Source organism: Microbacterium sp. B19(2022), assembly GCF_012030385.1.
In the GTDB taxonomy this organism is placed as follows: domain Bacteria; phylum Actinomycetota; class Actinomycetes; order Actinomycetales; family Microbacteriaceae; genus Microbacterium; species Microbacterium oxydans_B.
The window spans coordinates 179812-195006 of sequence record NZ_JAAUVO010000009.1; the positions used below are offsets into that span (position 1 = coordinate 179812).

Consider the following 15195-nt stretch of genomic DNA (forward strand, 5'->3'; position numbering starts at 1 on the left):
GAGGGGGCAGGGAGCGGATCAGGCCGTGGCGAGGACCGCCTTGGCCGAGGTCGTCCGGCGGAGGGTGACCGCGAGCGTGGTCGCCACCAGGGACAGCACGCCCCAGACGACCAGGGCAGCGACGGCCGAGCCGCTTCCCGCGATCAAGCCGGCGAACGCCGGAGCGGTAGGCAGCGCGGCACCGATGCTGGAGAGCCACCCTGGCACGGTCGAGATGAGACCTGTCGCGACGGCGAGCACACCGACCAGGGCGGAGATCCAGCGCCCGACGCCACCGAACAGGGCCACGAGGGCCTGGTTCACGGCTGCGAACGCCACGCCGGCGAGCACCGCTGTTCCCGCGAACGCCCACCACGCGGCCGCGTCGTAACTCGCCACGATCTGCACGATCAGTGACACCAGCAGCCCCTGGCCCGCGCCGATCAGGGCGGCCGGAGCGAAGGCGCGCAGCGTCAGCGCGGCGGACGGGCGACGGGACGTGAGAGTGCGGGCGGTGTGGGCGCGCATCACCACGAAGGTGGCGAGTCCGCCGAACCACAGCACGACGGCGGCGAGCAGTGGGATCGCGGTCGGTCCGAAGATCGTGTCCATCGAGGAGTTCGACGACACCGGGTCGGCGATCACCGAGGCGAGCGACTTCGAATCGCTGTCGCTGAACGAGGGGAGCGAGTCGGATGCCGTGCGCAGCCCGCCCGCGAGGTCACCGGTTCCGGTCGCCAGGGTGTCGATCCCGGTCGCCAGCTCGGTCGTGCCGTCGGCCAGTGCGGTCGCGCCGGTGGAGAGCTGGGTCGCACCGGTCGCGATCCCGCGTGCTCCGGTGGCGGATGCGGCGATGCCCTGGTCAGCGAGCTGGGTGAGTCCGCCGGAGAGCTGGGTGGCTCCCGCACCGGCCTGAGACATCTGAGAGGAGAGCTGCGACGTGGCCTCGGTGTCGAACGCGGTCAGGCCCGCGGCCGTGCCGGCCGCCGCACCCGCGGACGTGTTCGCTGTGTCGACGAGCGTGTCCGCCCCGTCGGCGATGGCGCTGAGCTCGCCGCAGAACTCCGGGGTGGCTGCGGCCGCGCACTTGGCAAGGAGGCCATCGAGTCCCGTGGACAATCCGGAAACGCCCTTTGCCACTCCGCCAGCCAGCTGAGAGGCGCCGTTCGCGCCCTTGAAGAGTGGATCAGGCACCAGCCCGTTCTGCGACAGCGTCGTGGCCCCGCCGGTGAGCCCCGACCCGATCTGCGCAGCACCTGCCGCGGCCTCCCGCGTCTTGCCGGCGATCGTGTCCAGCCCCGAGGCCAGCGACGACGCACCCGTCCCGAGCTCGCCCGCCCCCGATGCCAGCTTCGTGGCGCCGTCGGGGATCGCCGCAGCACCGGTCGCGGCATCCCGCGCACCGTTCGCGAGCTTCAGCGCCCCGTCGGCGGCTTCGCCGATCTGGTCGCCGATCGTGGTGAAGCCGACCAGGATGTTCTCGGTCGTCGCCTCGGACAGCATGGTGCCCATCGTCGAGGCGGCGACATCGGCGATCTGGCCGGTGATGAGGTCGTCGGCGACGAGGCCGTCGTCGGGAGTGGTCACGGTGATGGTGGCCTGCTCAGCCTCACCGCCGCCGTCCGAGATCGCCTGACCGGCCGAGGTGGCCGCGGCGGAGAACTCCTCCGGGATCGTGATGACCGCCTGGTACGAGCCGTCGGCGAGACCGTCGGCCGCATCCTCTTCGTTCGAGATCACCCAGGTCAGGTTCGAGTCGAGGTCGTCCGAGCCCTCGACGAGACCTGCGGCCAGCTGGCGTCCGAGCGGGGTGACCTGGTCGTCGATGGTGACCGGCTCGTCGAGGTTGACGATCGCCGCGGTCATCGAGTCCAGACGCTCGGTCGGGTTCTGCAGGGCCGCGACCAGGATGCCGCCGACCGCTGCCGGGAGCAGCAGTACGCCGAGGATGGTCAACCACGTGATGGGCTTGCGGGAGCGCGCGCGCTCGATGGGGAGGGTCATGCGGTCACCTCGGTGGATTCTGCGGCGCTCCGGCGAGGAGCACGCGTGTCGAGAGTTTCGGCGGCGGGCCAACCGGCCTCCGCGAGAGCGGTCCGTGCCACGTCGGCATCGGAGGCGGTGGCGAACACCGCGAGCGTGCGGGAGGCCGCGGCATCGCGCAGCATCGCGGCCGCCTGGTCGCGCTGGCCGCCGGTCAGGCGGTCGATCCCGTCGATCACGACGATCTTCGACTTTCCACGCAGCGCCTCGGCGAGGTCCGCGAGGGCAGCGTCGGCGTCGTCGACCAGCACGCAGCCGACGTGTGCGCGCACCCAGGCGCCGCGTCCGGGCAGCAGATGGCCCGCGACGCGGAGCCGTCCGTCGGTGGGCGTCACCCGGCCCGCGATCGTGAGCGCCAGTGCGCGTCGGGCGCGCACGTCGCCACCGGTCGCGACGAGCGCCCCGCCTTCCGGGATGCGCAGCGACAGGTTCTCGACGATCGGCGCATCGGCGCTGATGTCGAGATCATCGGCGGCGACGATCGAGCCGTCTCCCGGCCACTGGGCCAGGTGACGCTCGCGCTCCACGGCCTCGCCTTCGACGTCGACCCGGGGGAGGATCTTCTCCAGCCACGCGGGCAGCTCCCAGGCGCGCTCACCGAGGATCGCCATGAGGGCGGGGATCAGTGTCATCCGCACCAGGAAGGCGTCGATCGCGATGCCGGCCGCGAGGCCCAGGGCGATTGGTTTCAGCGACGAGTCGCCCTCGGGGACGAACGCCACGAAGACCGCGAACATGATGAGCCCTGCGGCGGTGACGACCTTGGCCGATCCCGTGAAGCCGCTGCGGACGGTGCGCAGCGCGGCAGCGCGTCGCGTGGCCCGATCAGGGCTCTTCGAGTCGGGGTCGTGCACGAAGTCCTCGCGCATCCGCGAGACGAGGAACACCTGATAGTCCATCGCGAGCCCGAACAGCACGCCCATCAGGATGATCGGCATGAAGCTGATGATCGGGCCGACCTTGGCGACGTGCAGCAGATCGGCGAACCAGCCCCACTCGAACACGGCGCCGACCACGCCGAACGCGGCGACGATCGAGAGCAGGTAGCCGGCGGCTGCGGTGATCGGCACCCACAGCGAGCGGAAGACGATGGTGAGCAGGATGAGCGAGAGCCCGATCACGAAGATGCCGAACGGCAGCAGCGCGTTGCCGAGCTGGTCGGAGATGTCGATGCCGATGGCGGTGAAGCCGGTGACCTTGAGGTCGATCCCGAACTCATCGAGCCACTCGTCGTGGTGGCTCCGCAGCTCGCGCACGAGGTCGGCGGTCGCCGGGTCGTCCGGGGCGGTCTCCGGGACGATCTGCACGATCCCGGTGTCCGCCGTCTCGTTCGGCGTCGCGAGGGCGACCTCCTTGACGCCGGGAACCTCGGCGACAGCATCCCCGAGGTCTTCCATCAGCGTGAGCGGGTCGGTGGAGGTGACGATGGTGCCGGTGAGGATCATCGGGCCGTTGAAGCCCGGTCCGAACTCCCCGGCCACCAGGTCGTAGGTCTGACGCGCCTCCGAGTCCTTCGGCAGCACGCCGGCGTTCGGAAGTGCGAGGTTGAGGCTGAGTGCCGGGATGGCCACGATGCCGAGGCCGATCACGACCGCGAGCGACACGAGGATCGGGCGCTTGGTGACGCCGTTCACCCACCGCGCGCTGCCCTTCGCACGCACCGGAGCAGCGGGAGCATCGTCACTGTCGGCCTTCTTCTTCGCCTTCGGGGCGCGCCTCGGGCGACCGACCACCTTCCCCTTCATGAAGCCGAGGAAGGCCGGCGTCAGGGTGACCGCGATCGCGACGGCGACCGCCACCGAGACGGAGGCCGCGATGCCCATGGTCGTCAGGAACGGGATGCCGGCGAAGCCGAGGCCGATCAGTGCGATGAGGACCGTGACGCCGGCGAACACGACGGCCGATCCGGCGGTGCCGACGGCGCGCGAGGCGGATTCCTCGGGATCGACGCCCTCACGGACCTGGTCCTGATGTCGCGCCATGATGAACAGCGCGTAGTCGATGCCGACCGCGAGTCCGAGCATGAGCGCGAGCAGCGGGGTGGTGGACGACACGGTGGCGAACGCGGTCGCGGTGAAGATGCCCGCCATCGAGATGCCGACACCGAGGATGGCGGTGAGCAGCGGCAGGCCGGCCACGACGAAGGAGCGGAAGGTGACGATCAGCACGAGCAGCGCGATCAGGAGGCCGACCGCCTCGGTGAGGGTGACACCGGGGATCGAGATCGCGAAGAGGTCGCCGCCCAGCGAGGTCTGCGCACCATCGGGGAGCTCGGCGTCGAGGTCGCTCACGACGGAGCGCAGCGCATCCTTCGTGTCATCCGAGACGTCGGTGGACTCGCCGTCGAACTGCACGCGCACGATGGCGGCGGTGTCGTCGTCGTTGATCATGCCCTCGACCATCTCGTCGTAGGGCGAGGTGGCGGCGAGCACGCCGTCGAGGTCGCCGAGTTCGTCGACGGCATCCTCGATGTGGTCGCGGTAGTCGTCGGCAGTGATCTCGTCGCCGTCGGCGGCCACGACGATGAACTGCGCGTTCGTGCCGCTCACCTGCGGGAACGAGCGCGAGAGCTGCTCGAGGCCGGCCTGTGATTCAGTGCCGGGGATCGAGAACGTGTTGTCGGTGCCCGCCCCCAGCACGAGTGCTCCGGCTCCGGCGATGCCGAGCGCGAGCAGCCAGGACACGAGGACTCGCCAGGGGTGCCGGAAGGACCAGCGGCCGAGCGAGGACAGGAGTGTGGACACGCGTTCCTCCGAGGGGTACTGATTGGATACACAGGTGTATCCGATACATGCATGTATCGTAAATTGACCGGCACGTCGGAATCTGTGTGCCGGGTGTGAATCGTGCGAGAGTGAAGGGTCAGGAGGTTTCGATGTCGACACCCGCAACCCGCAGCCGTGAGAACACGCGTGCCCGTCTGCTCGAGGCCGCCGCGCAGGTCTTCGCCGAGGTCGGTCTCGACGGCGCCTCGGTCGAGGCCGTGTGCGAGCGAGCCGGATTCACCCGCGGCGCGTTCTACTCGAACTTCGAATCCAAGGACGAGCTGTTCCTCATGCTCGCCGCGAGCGTCTCCGACGTGCGCGTGAGCGGAGTTCGCACCCGGGTCGAGGAACTGACGGCGGAGGGTGCCCTGGTCGAGGGGTGCGATCCGATCGAGCTCGTGCAGCAGATCATGGAGCTCGGCGGCGACGACCGCCTGGGCGTGATGCTGCTGAGTGAGATCCGCATCCGGGCTCTGCGCGACGCGAAGTTCGGCGAGGCCTACCTCGCACAGGAGAGCGAGATGGTCGCGAGCATCGCGCAGATCATCGACGACATCGTCTCGGTCAGTGCGTTGAAGCTGCGCCTGCCGGCCGAGACTGCAGCACGCATGCTCATGATCCTCTGGGAGGGCATGACCGTGCGCGGGGCGATGGCCGGCCAGGACGACGCGCAGCTGCGCCAGGCGGGCAGCGAGCAGCTCGGGCGGCTCGTGCAGCTGATCATCGAGTCGTAGCGCGAGTCGCCGAAGCATCGGGCGCGGAATCGCTCGATCGGGCGCGATTCGGCGCGAGCGACAGCAGGGCGCCGGCCACCAGGAGCGCGGCCGTGACGAGGAACGTCGTCCGGAGCGCAGCAGTCAGCGCGTCCGGGGAGGCGGCGGCGATCTCGCCGGAACCGGATGCTGCGGCGAAGAGTGCCGCGAGCACGGAGGCCCCCGTGACGAGACCGAGATTGCGGGAGAGACCCAGCAGTCCTGACGCCGCCCCGCGACGGTCGGCGGGCGTGGAGTTCAGGACGCCGGTGTTGTTGGCGGCGAGGAACAGCTGGTAGCCGGGGGCGAGCAGCACGGTGCCCGTGAAGTATCCCGGCAGCCCCCACCAGGCTGGCAGCAGGGCGAGCGCGAGCGCCCCGAGGAGCATCCCGCCGAGTCCGACCGATGTCATCCGGTGCGTGCCGAACCGGTCGACCGCGCGTCCGGCCAGCACGCCGGTGCAGATCGATGCGAGCGGTCCGGCCGCCATGACGACGCCGATCGCCGCGGGAGGCAGGTGCAGCGCGCCCGCGAGGAAGAAGGGGCCCACCACGAGGGTGCTCATCATGACGGTGCCGACGATGAGGTTCAGGATCGCGCCCCGCGAGATACTGCGGTTCCTGAGCAGCACCGGCGGCAGCAGCGGGTGGCTCGCGCGACGCTCGCGCATCACGAACAGCACGGCGGCGGCGACGGCTCCGCCGAGGAGTGGCAGCGTCGGCCACGAGGCCTGATCGCCCGGTGCGGTGACGCCGAGCGTGTAGAGGGCGACGGCCACCGTCAGCAGGACCATGCCCGGCAGGTCGAAGCCGCGTCGGGGACTGCCTGCCTGCCGTGCTTCCGCTCCGGTCGCGGCCGCCAGGGCTGCGGCGAGGAGTCCGAGCGGCACCATGGCGGCGAAGATCGCCGGCCAACCCGCCACCGTGATCAGGAGACCGCCCAGCGCCGGACCGGAGGCGGTCCCCACCGCTGCCGTGGTGCCGAGCAGGCCCATGACGCGCCCCAGGCGATCGGGCGGGACCAGGTCGCGGGCGCGCGCCAAAGGGAGCGCCATCATGACGGCGGCGCCGATGCCCTGCAGTGCGCGGGCGGCGATCAGCATCCACAGGGTCGGCGCGATCGCAGACAGCGCGGCCGCGATCGTGAAGACCGCGATGCCGAGCAGCAACACCCGACGCCGGCCGAGCAGGTCGCCCAGGTGTCCCACCGTGAGGCTCGTCGCCGTCATCGCCAGCAGGTACGCGAGAGCCACCCACTGCGTCTGCGCGAAGGTGCCGTCGAGTTCCGCGGCGATCGTGGGGAGCGCGACGTTCGCGGCGCTGGTCCCGAGCGATGCGACCAGGACGCTGAGGGCGAGCCCGGCCGTGCCCGCGCGCAGGAGGGGCGTGGGGGTGGAAGTCTCCGTCATGTCCTCAGCATCGATCGCGGAACGCTCGACCAGCAACCCGCGTTGCCGAAACCGGGACGCCCGTGGTCCTATAAAGCCATGGAACAACAGGAATCGGTCCTCGACGCGACGCTGGAGCAGATCGGTCCCCGTCTTCAGTCGCTGCGCGCTCGCCGCGGCCTCACGCTGACCGAAGTCGCCACAGCCACCCGGATCTCGAAGAGCACACTGTCACGGCTCGAGACCGGTCAGCGACGTCCGAGCCTCGAGCTGCTGCTGCCGCTCGCGCGGATGTACCGCGTCTCGCTCGACGACCTCGTCGGCGCTCCGGAGACCGGCGACCCACGGGTGCGGCTGCGCCCGCGGAGGGTCAACGGCCGCACCGTGGTCGCGCTGACCCGCCAGCCCGGGGAGAGGCATGCGTGGAAGATCCTCGTGCCGCGGGAGGCGTCGGAGCCGAAGCTCACCGCGCACGACGGGTCATCGTGGATGTACGTGCTCGCCGGCCGCATCCGCCTCATCGTGGGGGACCGCGACGTGATTCTCGAAGCCGGCGAGGTCGCGGAGTTCGACACCCGAACGCCGCACTGGTTCGGCGCCGACGGTGAGCAGGATGCGGAGATCCTCACGATCTTCGGCGCGGACGGCGACCATGGCCCGCGGGCTGCTGACCTTGCGACGCGTCACCTCGCCGAGATGCTCGGCGAGGTGGGAGAGACGCACTGACCTCCGGTGGGATGTCGCGCGCCGGCCCGTATCGGTTCAGTTCGTGGTGGAGGTCAGTTCGTAGTGGCAGCGGGCGAGCCGGGCGAGCCACCATTCGCGACGCTCGTCTGATGCTGCGAGGCGGGTGAGTGCCTCGGAGTCGGGCGTCACGCGGCCTACCGGGATCGAGCCGTCGACCGGACGCAGGTCGGCCACGTCGTCGAGGAAGAGTGAGGCGGTGCCGAGTCCGCAGTCGTAGTCCAATGTCGGGAGGGCTGCGGCCAGTGCGGCGCCCTGCGACAGGCCGATCGCCGTGTCGAGTGCGCTCGAGACCACGACCGGGAGCCCCGCCGCGGTGACGATCTGCAGCGCGTGCGTGATGCCGCCGAGCGGCTGGGCCTTGATGACGAGCAGATCGGCCGCGCCGGCGCGGGCGACGGCGAGCGGGTCGGAGGACTTGCGCACGCTCTCGTCGGCGGCGACCGGGATGCCCATGTACTTGACCCGCTTGCGCAGATCAGCGAGCTCCGGCACGGTCGCGCAGGGCTGCTCCACGTACTCCAGGTCGTACTCGCCCAGGGCGTGGACGGCGTGTTCGGCCTCGTCGACGTTCCAGGCGCCGTTCGCATCCACCCGGATGCGTCCCTCCGGCCCCATCGCCTCACGCACGGCGCGGATCCGTGCCACGTCATCGGCGAGGCTCTGACCAGGCTCGGCGACCTTGACCTTGGCGGTGCGGCATCCGGGGAACCGCTCCAGGATTTCGGCGACGCGGGCGGCTTCCACCGCGGGGATCGTCGCGTTCACGCCGATCCGGTCGCGCAGCGGCGCCGGCTGCTCGCGCCACGCGAAGTCGATCGCCGCGGCGAGCCAGGTCGAGGCCTCGGCATCCTCGTACTCGGTGAACGGCGAGAACTCCGCCCATCCCTCCGGCCCCTCGAAGAGGAGGGCCTCCCGTACCTCGACGCCGCGGAAGCGGCTGTGCATCGGGAGGGCGACGACCCTGGCCGAGTCGATCAGGTCTGCGAGCGGCGGGATCATGTGCCCATTCTGCTCCGTGGAAGCGTCCGCGCGCCGCTCGTCTTCCGGGTGAGTCGCCTCGCCCCGCCCCCTGCCGAGCGCACGGCTTGCTGCCGAGCGCACGGCTTGTAGACGCGACGAAGCCGTGCGCTCGACGAGAAGCCGTGCGCTCGGCGATCCCGAGGGGGAGGGGGTAGGTCAGGCATAGATGTGCGATTGACAATGGTGTGTGACGCACAGTAATGTGATCGACATGAACGAGACGCTCGACACGCACCTGCAGGAACTGCGGCGCGGCACCGTGGTGCTCGCCTGCCTGCAGCTGCTGCGCACGCCGGGTTACGGATACTCGTTGCTCGAGCAGCTCGAGCAACGAGGATTCGCGACCGACGCGAACACGCTGTACCCGCTGCTCCGTCGGCTCGAGAAGCAGGAGTACCTCACGAGCGAGTGGAACACCGACGAGGCCCGGCCCCGCAAGTTCTACCGCACCTCGGATGCCGGCATCCGCCTCGCCGACACCCTCACCGACGAATGGCGGTCGCTCACCACCGCGATCACCACCCTCACAGCAGAGGAGAACTGACATGGTCACGACAGCCACTCTCACCGAGCGCTACATCAGCGCGACGATCCGCAGCCTCCGACCTGAGGCGCAGGACGATGTCCGTGCCGAGCTCGAAGCCTCCATCGCCGATGCGATCGAGGCGAGGCTCGAGCAGGGGGAGGCGCCGGAAGACGCCGAACGTGCCGTCCTCACCGAGCTCGGCGACCCCGGGGTGCTGGCCGCCGGGTACGCGGATCGCCCGTTGTACCTCCTCGGCCCGCGCTTCTATCTGACTTGGTGGCGACTGCTCAAGCTGCTGCTGATGATCGTTCCGGTCTGCGTCCTCGGCGGCGTCGCACTGGGGCAGACCATCTCCGGTGCCCCCGTGGGCGAGATCATCTCGACGTCGATCGTGGCGACCGGCGGGGCAATCCTCCACATCTGCTTCTGGACCACGCTCGTCTTCGTCATCCTCGAGCGTTCGAACAGCACGACGGCGATCGAGAAGTGGGATCTCGACCAGCTGCCGGAGCCGACGGAGAAGGGAGTGGGGCGTAGCGAGCTGATCGCGTCGCTCGTCTTCCTCGGTATCGCGATCGGTGCTCTCCTCTGGGATCGCTACCGCGGCTTCGTCCACGTCGACGGCGAGACCTTGCCGATCCTGAACCCGCAGCTGTGGCCCTGGGGGATCGGTGTCCTGTTCCTGCTCATCGCCGCGGAGGCCGTGTTCGCGGTCGTGCTCTACCGCAGGGGACGATGGACCACGGGGCTGGCCGTGACGAACACGATCCTCGCCGTCGCATTCCTCGCCTGGGTGCTCGTTCCGCTGCTGACCGGTGACCTGGTGAATCCGGAGTTCGTGGCGCAGATCACCGCGGCCGGCGGCGAGGACTTCGCGGCAGGACAGGCCGAATCGGCCGACGAAGGCGGGGTGTTCCGCATCCTCGCCGTACTGCTGGGATTCGGTATCGCGCTCGGCGTCGGCTGGGACATCGTCGACGGCTGGATCAAGACGGTCCGTGCTCGTCGCCGCTGACACGTGCGATCGAGGAAGCGCCGTCCCGGTCGGGGCGGCGCTTCCTCCGTGGCCGGGGGCGGGCGAGGAATAGGGTGGATGCCGTGACCAGCGCATTCGTCTCCGATCTGTTCGACCCGGCCGAATGGGTGCTCGCGCCCGGCGCCGAGGACTACACCGACATCACCGCGCATGTCTCGCACGACGGCGGAGTCGCGCGCATCGCCTTCAACCGTCCGGAGGTGCGTAACGCCTTCCGCCCGCACACCGTCGACGAGCTCTACCGCGCGCTCGACATCGCTCGGCAGGATGCGCACATCGGAGCGGTGCTGCTGACCGGAAACGGTCCGAGCCCGAAGGACGGCGGCTGGGCGTTCTGCTCGGGTGGCGATCAGCGCATCCGCGGCCGCGACGGGTACAAGTACTCGGATGCCGAGACGGCGATCGTCGACGGTGCGAGCCGCGCGGCGGTCGGACGCCTGCACATCCTCGAGGTCCAGCGGCTCATCCGCTTCATGCCCAAGGTCGTCATCGCGGTCGTTCCCGGGTGGGCTGCCGGCGGAGGGCACTCGCTGCACGTGGTGTGCGACCTCACGATCGCCTCGGCCGAAGAGGCCCGCTTCAAGCAGACGGATGCCGACGTGGGAAGCTTCGACGCCGGGTACGGCTCCGCATACATGGCACGGCAGACCGGGCAGAAGTTCGCCCGCGAGGTGTTCTTCCTGGCCGAGGAGTATTCGGCGCAGCGTGCCTACGAGGCCGGTGCCGTGAACCGCGTCGTACCGCACGCCGAGCTTGAGCGCGAGGCGCTGAAGATGGCGCGCACCGTGCTCACGAAGTCGCCCACGGCGATCCGCATGCTGAAGTTCGCTTTCAACGCGGTCGACGACGGTCTGGTCGGTCAGCAGGTCTTCGCCGGTGAGGCGACCCGTCTGGCCTACGGAACGGACGAGGCGGTCGAGGGTCGCGACTCCTTCCTCGAGAAGCGGGACGCCGACTGGTCGTCGTTCCCCTGGCACTACTGAGCCGGAGACCCGCATGACCGCCCTGACCCCCACGGATGCCGAAGATCCGGATGTGCTGCGGCACGCCTTGCAGCGCGCGCTCGAGGGCGGACCGGCGCTGGGTTTCGGAATGCTGGACGGTGCGCCCGAGAACGTGGCGGACGGCATCGCGGCGGTGATCGCGACCTCCGGATCGAGCGGCATACCCAAGCGTGTCGCCCTGAGCGGTGAGGCGCTGCGCGCGAGTGCCGAAGCCACGGCGGCGAGGATCGGGAGCGGGCGCTGGCTGCTCGCACTGCCCGCCGGGTACGTCGCGGGGCTGCAGGTGATCGTGCGGTCGATCCTCGCGGGCACTCGGCCGGCCGTCATCGACGGCAGATTCTCTCCCGCGTCCTTCGCCGAGGCGACACTCGCGATGATGCGTCCGTCGTCGGGGACAGGGATTCCCGACCTCTACACCTCGCTCGTCCCCGCACAGATCGCGACGCTGCTCGACGCCGCCGACGACACGGCCGTGCGTGCCGCGCTCACGGCGTACCGGGCGATCCTGGTGGGCGGACAGTCGCTGCCGGAGCCGCTTCGCGAGCGCGCGGCCGACCTGGGTGTACGGGTGGTCCGAACCTACGGCTCCACCGAGACCAGTGGGGGCTGTGTCTACGACGGCGTGCCGCTCGACACGGTCGGCGTGCGCACGGTCGAGGGGGAGTTGCGCATCGCGGGGCCCATGCTCGCCGAGGGCTATCTCGGTGACGCCTCGTTGAGCGCACGCACCTTTGTCCGGGACGAGCACGGCATCCGCTGGTATCGCACGGGCGATCTCGGTCTGGTCGAAGACGGCGTGGTGCGCGTGCACGGCCGAGCCGACAACGTGATCGTGTCGGGCGGCATCAACATCTCCCTCGATCGGGTGGAGCGGATCGTCCGGCGGGTCCCGGGATTGCACGAGGCCGTCGTGGTCGGCGTGGAGGACGAGCACTGGGGCGAGGCATCCGTGATCGTCGCCGCGCGTGGTGAGGTACTGAGGCGGAGCGAGTCTGAGCAACTCACTCAGGCCCGTGACGCTGTCGCGGAAGAACTCGGCAAGCACGCGCGTCCCTCCCGCCTGATCCTGGTCGACGAGATGGATGTCCTGGCGTCGGGCAAGCCCGATCGCGAGGCCATCCGGCGGGCCGTCGCCGACCTGCACTGAGTGCGATCCACTGCCAGACTGAGTCGCATGGATGTGCTGCGGCTGGCCGGAGCGCCGGGTGTGGGAAAGAGCACCGTCGCGTGGGCTGTCGCCGAGCGTCTCGCATCCGACGGAGTGCCGACCGGGTACCTCGATATCGATCAGCTCGGCATGTGCTACCCCGCTCCGTCCGATGACCGCGACCGCTGGGCCTTGAAGGAGACGGCGCTCGCCCGGCTCGCCGTGCGGTTCCGCGACGCGGGCGTCAAGCGCCTCGTCGTATCCGGAGTCGCCGATCCATCTCAACCGCCCCCGGTGAACGGGCATCCGACGCTCTCCCTGTGGCTGGATGCGGACGAGGAGACGAGACGGAGACGATTGGCTCCCCGGCGGTGGGAACGCGAACAGGTGGATGCCGCGCTCGCGGCCGGCACCGAGGAGGCGAGCGCCGCGCACCCCGCCTGGGAACGTCTGGACACCGAGCGGTCGACCATCGAGGAGTCGGTGCAGGCAGTGATCGCGCGGCCGGCAGTCGGGGCGGAGGTGGCATCCGACGTCGTATTCTTCGAAGCGCATGCGACCGGTCGAGTCATCTGGATCACCGGTCCGAGGTGCGCCGGTGCCTCACCTGTCGGCTGGGAGCTGGCTCGCACGCAATGGGCTGGGGGCGAGCGCACGGGGTTCCTCGATGGCGCCCAACTGAGCTTCGTGTGGAATGCCGATCCTGTGGACGGAGCAGCGGCCGCAGCGGTGCTGCAGGCGGTGTTCGCTGAGGTGGGGGCGAAGACCGTGATCGCGGTCGCGCCGTTCGAGATCTCGCCGAAAGACGTGCACGCTGCCTTCCCGCGAGCGGACGTCCGGTTCTTCCGACTCGATGCCGACGATCGCACGCGCCGCGGCCACGCTGTCCGGAGGGCGGAAGGAGCGGACGGCGCGGTGCTCGCCGGTGACGACCTGATCGGGGCGGATGCCGACGCGATCGAGAGGATCCTCGCGGTCGGGGCGCGTCAGCGCGCGTCGCCGTTGCGCATCGGTGAGATCCTCGTCGACATGCCGACGTCCGCGGTGACGCAGGTGGTCGACAGAGTGCGGGAATTGGCCGGTCTGGCCGCTCTGCCAGACTGAAACGCATGGCCTCGTACACGCACGGACACCACGAATCAGTTCTCCGCTCGCACAACGTGCGCGACATCGCGAACTCCGCCGCCTACCTCCGTCCGCACCTCACGGACACGACCCGGCTCCTCGACGTCGGGGCCGGCCCCGGCACGATCACCGTCGACTTCGCCGGGGCCGTCGGGCATGTCACTGCCACCGAGATCGACGAGAACGCCCTGTCGCTGTCGCGTGGCCTCGCCGAGGAACGCGGCCTGACCAACCTCGCCTTCTCGGTCGAGGACGTGCACGCGCTGAGCTTCCCTGATGACTCGTTCGACGTGGTGCACGCGCACCAGGTTCTGCAGCACGTCGGCGACCCGGTGCAGGCGCTTCGCGAGATGCGTCGGGTGACCGTTCCCGGCGGACTCGTCGCAGCCCGCGATGCCGACTACTCGGGGTTCATCTGGTTCCCCGTCCTGCCCGAGCTCGACAGGTGGTTGGCGCTGTACCAGGCGGCGGCGCGTGCGAACGGCGGCGAGCCGGATGCCGGGCGCCGGTTGCTGGCGTGGGCGCGGGCCGCGGGTTTCGATGACGTGACCGCGACGGCATCCACCTGGTGTTACGCATCGCCGGCTGAGCGCGCCTGGTGGGGTGGGATGTGGGCCGACCGCATCCTCGAGTCGGCACTCGCGCGGCAGCTGGTGGACAGTGACATGGCGACTCCTGCGGATCTGCAGGAGATCAGCGATGCGTGGAAGCGCTGGGCCGACGACGGCGACGGCTGGTACCTCGTGCCGCACGGCGAGATCCTCGCCCGCGTCTGACAAGACGCCCGTGCCGGGCGCGGCGCATTATATCGGTATTTTTCCGGTAACCCTATGTTTCCGCTGAGTGTCGTAATACTCTTCGATCGTTACGTGTGCCCCAGCGCGGAACAGTTGAGGGGAAAGAGCAATGAAGCGGATCACTCGCGGGACAGGTCCGGTTCGCCGGGCTGCCGTGGCCACTGCGGCCCCTCGTACCGCGGCCCCACGAAAGATGGCTGCGACTCTGGCGCTGCTCCTCGGCGTGGCGTCGGCGTTGACCGCGGGCTTCGGCGGGTCGGAATCTGCTTCGGCAGCGGAGGTCGCGTGTGTCCCGACGGGCGCGTACGTGCATTGCGTCGACTTCACCTACAGCGGCGGCGACCAGACCTTCACCGTCCCCACAGGCGTCACGCAGGTGAGCGCCACGCTCACGGGTGCCGGCGGCGGGGGCCAGTGGGCGGGCGCGGGTCAGGGCGCGCAGGGCGGAGGCGCGGGCGGACAGGCGGTCGGCGTCCTATCCGTCACGCCCGGAGCATCTCTCACGGTCACCGTCGGCCAGGGCGGTGCGCCGTTGCAGGGGGCTCCGACTTACGGCGGCGGCGCCGTCGGTGGCGGCGCGGCCACCGGAAACGTGCGTCCTGGTGGAGCCGGTGGAGGCATGAGCGCGATCTGGCAAGGCGGGTACGGCGTCACTCCCTTGCTCATCGCAGGCGGTGGAGGTGGTGCACCCGGAGGAAGCAGTGCGGCCGGTTCCGCCGGAGGCGCCGGAGGAGGCACCGCGGGAGCCCCGGCGCCCGCAGAAGGGCTAGCCGAAACCGGACGCGGCGGTAGCCAGACTGCGGGCGGAGCAGCGGGGACGGGTGCGTGTACGGCTGGTGCTCCGGCGGCGGGGACGCAATATGCGGG

Annotated in this window: 12 protein-coding genes and 1 pseudogene; 9 read left to right on the forward strand and 4 right to left on the reverse strand. The window is 70.0% G+C overall.

Features of this window, described 5'->3' with window-relative positions; translation table 11 throughout:
* Positions 1–18: 18 nt before the first annotated feature.
* Complete coding sequence (locus tag HCX50_RS10545; RefSeq protein ID WP_167634282.1) at positions 19–1983, reverse strand: YhgE/Pip family protein; 1965 nt, start codon at positions 1981–1983, stop codon at positions 19–21.
* A complete protein-coding gene (locus tag HCX50_RS10550; RefSeq protein WP_167634284.1) occupies positions 1980–4766 on the reverse strand; it encodes an efflux RND transporter permease subunit in 2787 nt (928 codons plus the stop codon). Before HCX50_RS10550 ends, HCX50_RS10545 begins: the two co-directional genes overlap by 4 nt.
* A gap of 131 nt (positions 4767–4897) precedes the next feature.
* On the opposite strand from HCX50_RS10550, the gene HCX50_RS10555 reads away from it, so the two are divergent.
* Positions 4898–5521 carry a TetR/AcrR family transcriptional regulator gene (locus tag HCX50_RS10555; RefSeq protein WP_167634286.1) on the forward strand — a complete coding sequence of 208 codons (624 nt, stop codon included), beginning with the start codon at positions 4898–4900 and terminating at the stop codon, positions 5519–5521.
* On the opposite strand, the gene HCX50_RS10560 is transcribed toward HCX50_RS10555, so the two are convergent.
* Positions 5508–6947 (reverse strand): MFS transporter, encoded by a 1440-nt coding sequence (locus HCX50_RS10560; protein ID WP_167634288.1) that lies wholly within the window; start codon positions 6945–6947, stop codon positions 5508–5510. The genes HCX50_RS10555 and HCX50_RS10560 overlap by 14 nt on opposite strands.
* Positions 6948–7025: 78 nt before the next feature.
* Between HCX50_RS10560 and HCX50_RS10565 the strand changes: the two genes are divergently transcribed.
* Positions 7026–7652, forward strand: coding sequence for a helix-turn-helix domain-containing protein (locus HCX50_RS10565; RefSeq protein ID WP_167634290.1), 627 nt, complete (start codon positions 7026–7028; stop codon positions 7650–7652).
* Positions 7653–7688: 36 nt separating this feature from the next.
* Here HCX50_RS10565 and HCX50_RS10570 read toward each other — a convergent pair whose 3' ends face one another.
* Positions 7689–8672, reverse strand: coding sequence for an o-succinylbenzoate synthase (locus tag HCX50_RS10570; RefSeq protein ID WP_167634292.1), 984 nt, complete (start codon positions 8670–8672; stop codon positions 7689–7691).
* A 232-nt stretch (positions 8673–8904) separates the two neighbouring features.
* Between HCX50_RS10570 and HCX50_RS10575 the strand changes: the two genes are divergently transcribed.
* The 7 genes and pseudogenes from HCX50_RS10575 to HCX50_RS20040 all read left to right on the forward strand — a co-directional run.
* A complete protein-coding gene (locus HCX50_RS10575) occupies positions 8905–9237 on the forward strand; it encodes a PadR family transcriptional regulator (RefSeq protein ID WP_091035888.1) in 333 nt (110 codons plus the stop codon).
* Position 9238: 1 nt separating this feature from the next.
* Positions 9239–10234, forward strand: coding sequence for a permease prefix domain 1-containing protein (locus HCX50_RS10580; RefSeq protein ID WP_167634294.1), 996 nt, complete (start codon positions 9239–9241; stop codon positions 10232–10234).
* 83 nt (positions 10235–10317) lie between these two features.
* Complete coding sequence (locus tag HCX50_RS10585) at positions 10318–11238, forward strand: 1,4-dihydroxy-2-naphthoyl-CoA synthase (protein WP_091035886.1); 921 nt, start codon at positions 10318–10320, stop codon at positions 11236–11238.
* Between the two features lie 13 nt (positions 11239–11251).
* Complete coding sequence (locus HCX50_RS10590; protein WP_167634296.1) at positions 11252–12406, forward strand: AMP-binding protein; 1155 nt, start codon at positions 11252–11254, stop codon at positions 12404–12406.
* Between the two features lie 27 nt (positions 12407–12433).
* Entirely contained in the window at positions 12434–13510 is a 1077-nt protein-coding gene (locus tag HCX50_RS10595; protein WP_167634298.1) for an AAA family ATPase, read from the forward strand.
* Between the two features lie 5 nt (positions 13511–13515).
* A complete protein-coding gene (locus HCX50_RS10600) occupies positions 13516–14307 on the forward strand; it encodes a methyltransferase domain-containing protein (RefSeq protein WP_167634300.1) in 792 nt (263 codons plus the stop codon).
* A 214-nt stretch (positions 14308–14521) separates the two neighbouring features.
* A pseudogene (locus tag HCX50_RS20040) lies at positions 14522–15195 on the forward strand (hypothetical protein); the annotation flags it as partial.

Excerpts from the sequence above, each read along its gene's own strand:
- HCX50_RS10545 (WP_167634282.1), bottom strand. The coding sequence starts at position 1,983 with ATGACCCTCCCCATCGAGCGCGCGCGCTCCCGCAAGCCCATCACGTGG.
- HCX50_RS10555 (WP_167634286.1), top strand. The coding sequence starts at position 4,898 with ATGTCGACACCCGCAACCCGCAGCCGTGAGAACACGCGTGCCCGTCTG.
- HCX50_RS10560 (WP_167634288.1), bottom strand. The coding sequence starts at position 6,947 with ATGACGGAGACTTCCACCCCCACGCCCCTCCTGCGCGCGGGCACGGCC.
- HCX50_RS10565 (WP_167634290.1), top strand. The coding sequence starts at position 7,026 with ATGGAACAACAGGAATCGGTCCTCGACGCGACGCTGGAGCAGATCGGT.
- HCX50_RS10570 (WP_167634292.1), bottom strand. The coding sequence starts at position 8,672 with ATGATCCCGCCGCTCGCAGACCTGATCGACTCGGCCAGGGTCGTCGCC.
- HCX50_RS10575 (WP_091035888.1), top strand. The coding sequence starts at position 8,905 with ATGAACGAGACGCTCGACACGCACCTGCAGGAACTGCGGCGCGGCACC.
- HCX50_RS10580 (WP_167634294.1), top strand. The coding sequence starts at position 9,239 with ATGGTCACGACAGCCACTCTCACCGAGCGCTACATCAGCGCGACGATC.
- HCX50_RS10590 (WP_167634296.1), top strand. The coding sequence starts at position 11,252 with ATGACCGCCCTGACCCCCACGGATGCCGAAGATCCGGATGTGCTGCGG.
- HCX50_RS10595 (WP_167634298.1), top strand. The coding sequence starts at position 12,434 with ATGGATGTGCTGCGGCTGGCCGGAGCGCCGGGTGTGGGAAAGAGCACC.
- HCX50_RS10600 (WP_167634300.1), top strand. The coding sequence starts at position 13,516 with ATGGCCTCGTACACGCACGGACACCACGAATCAGTTCTCCGCTCGCAC.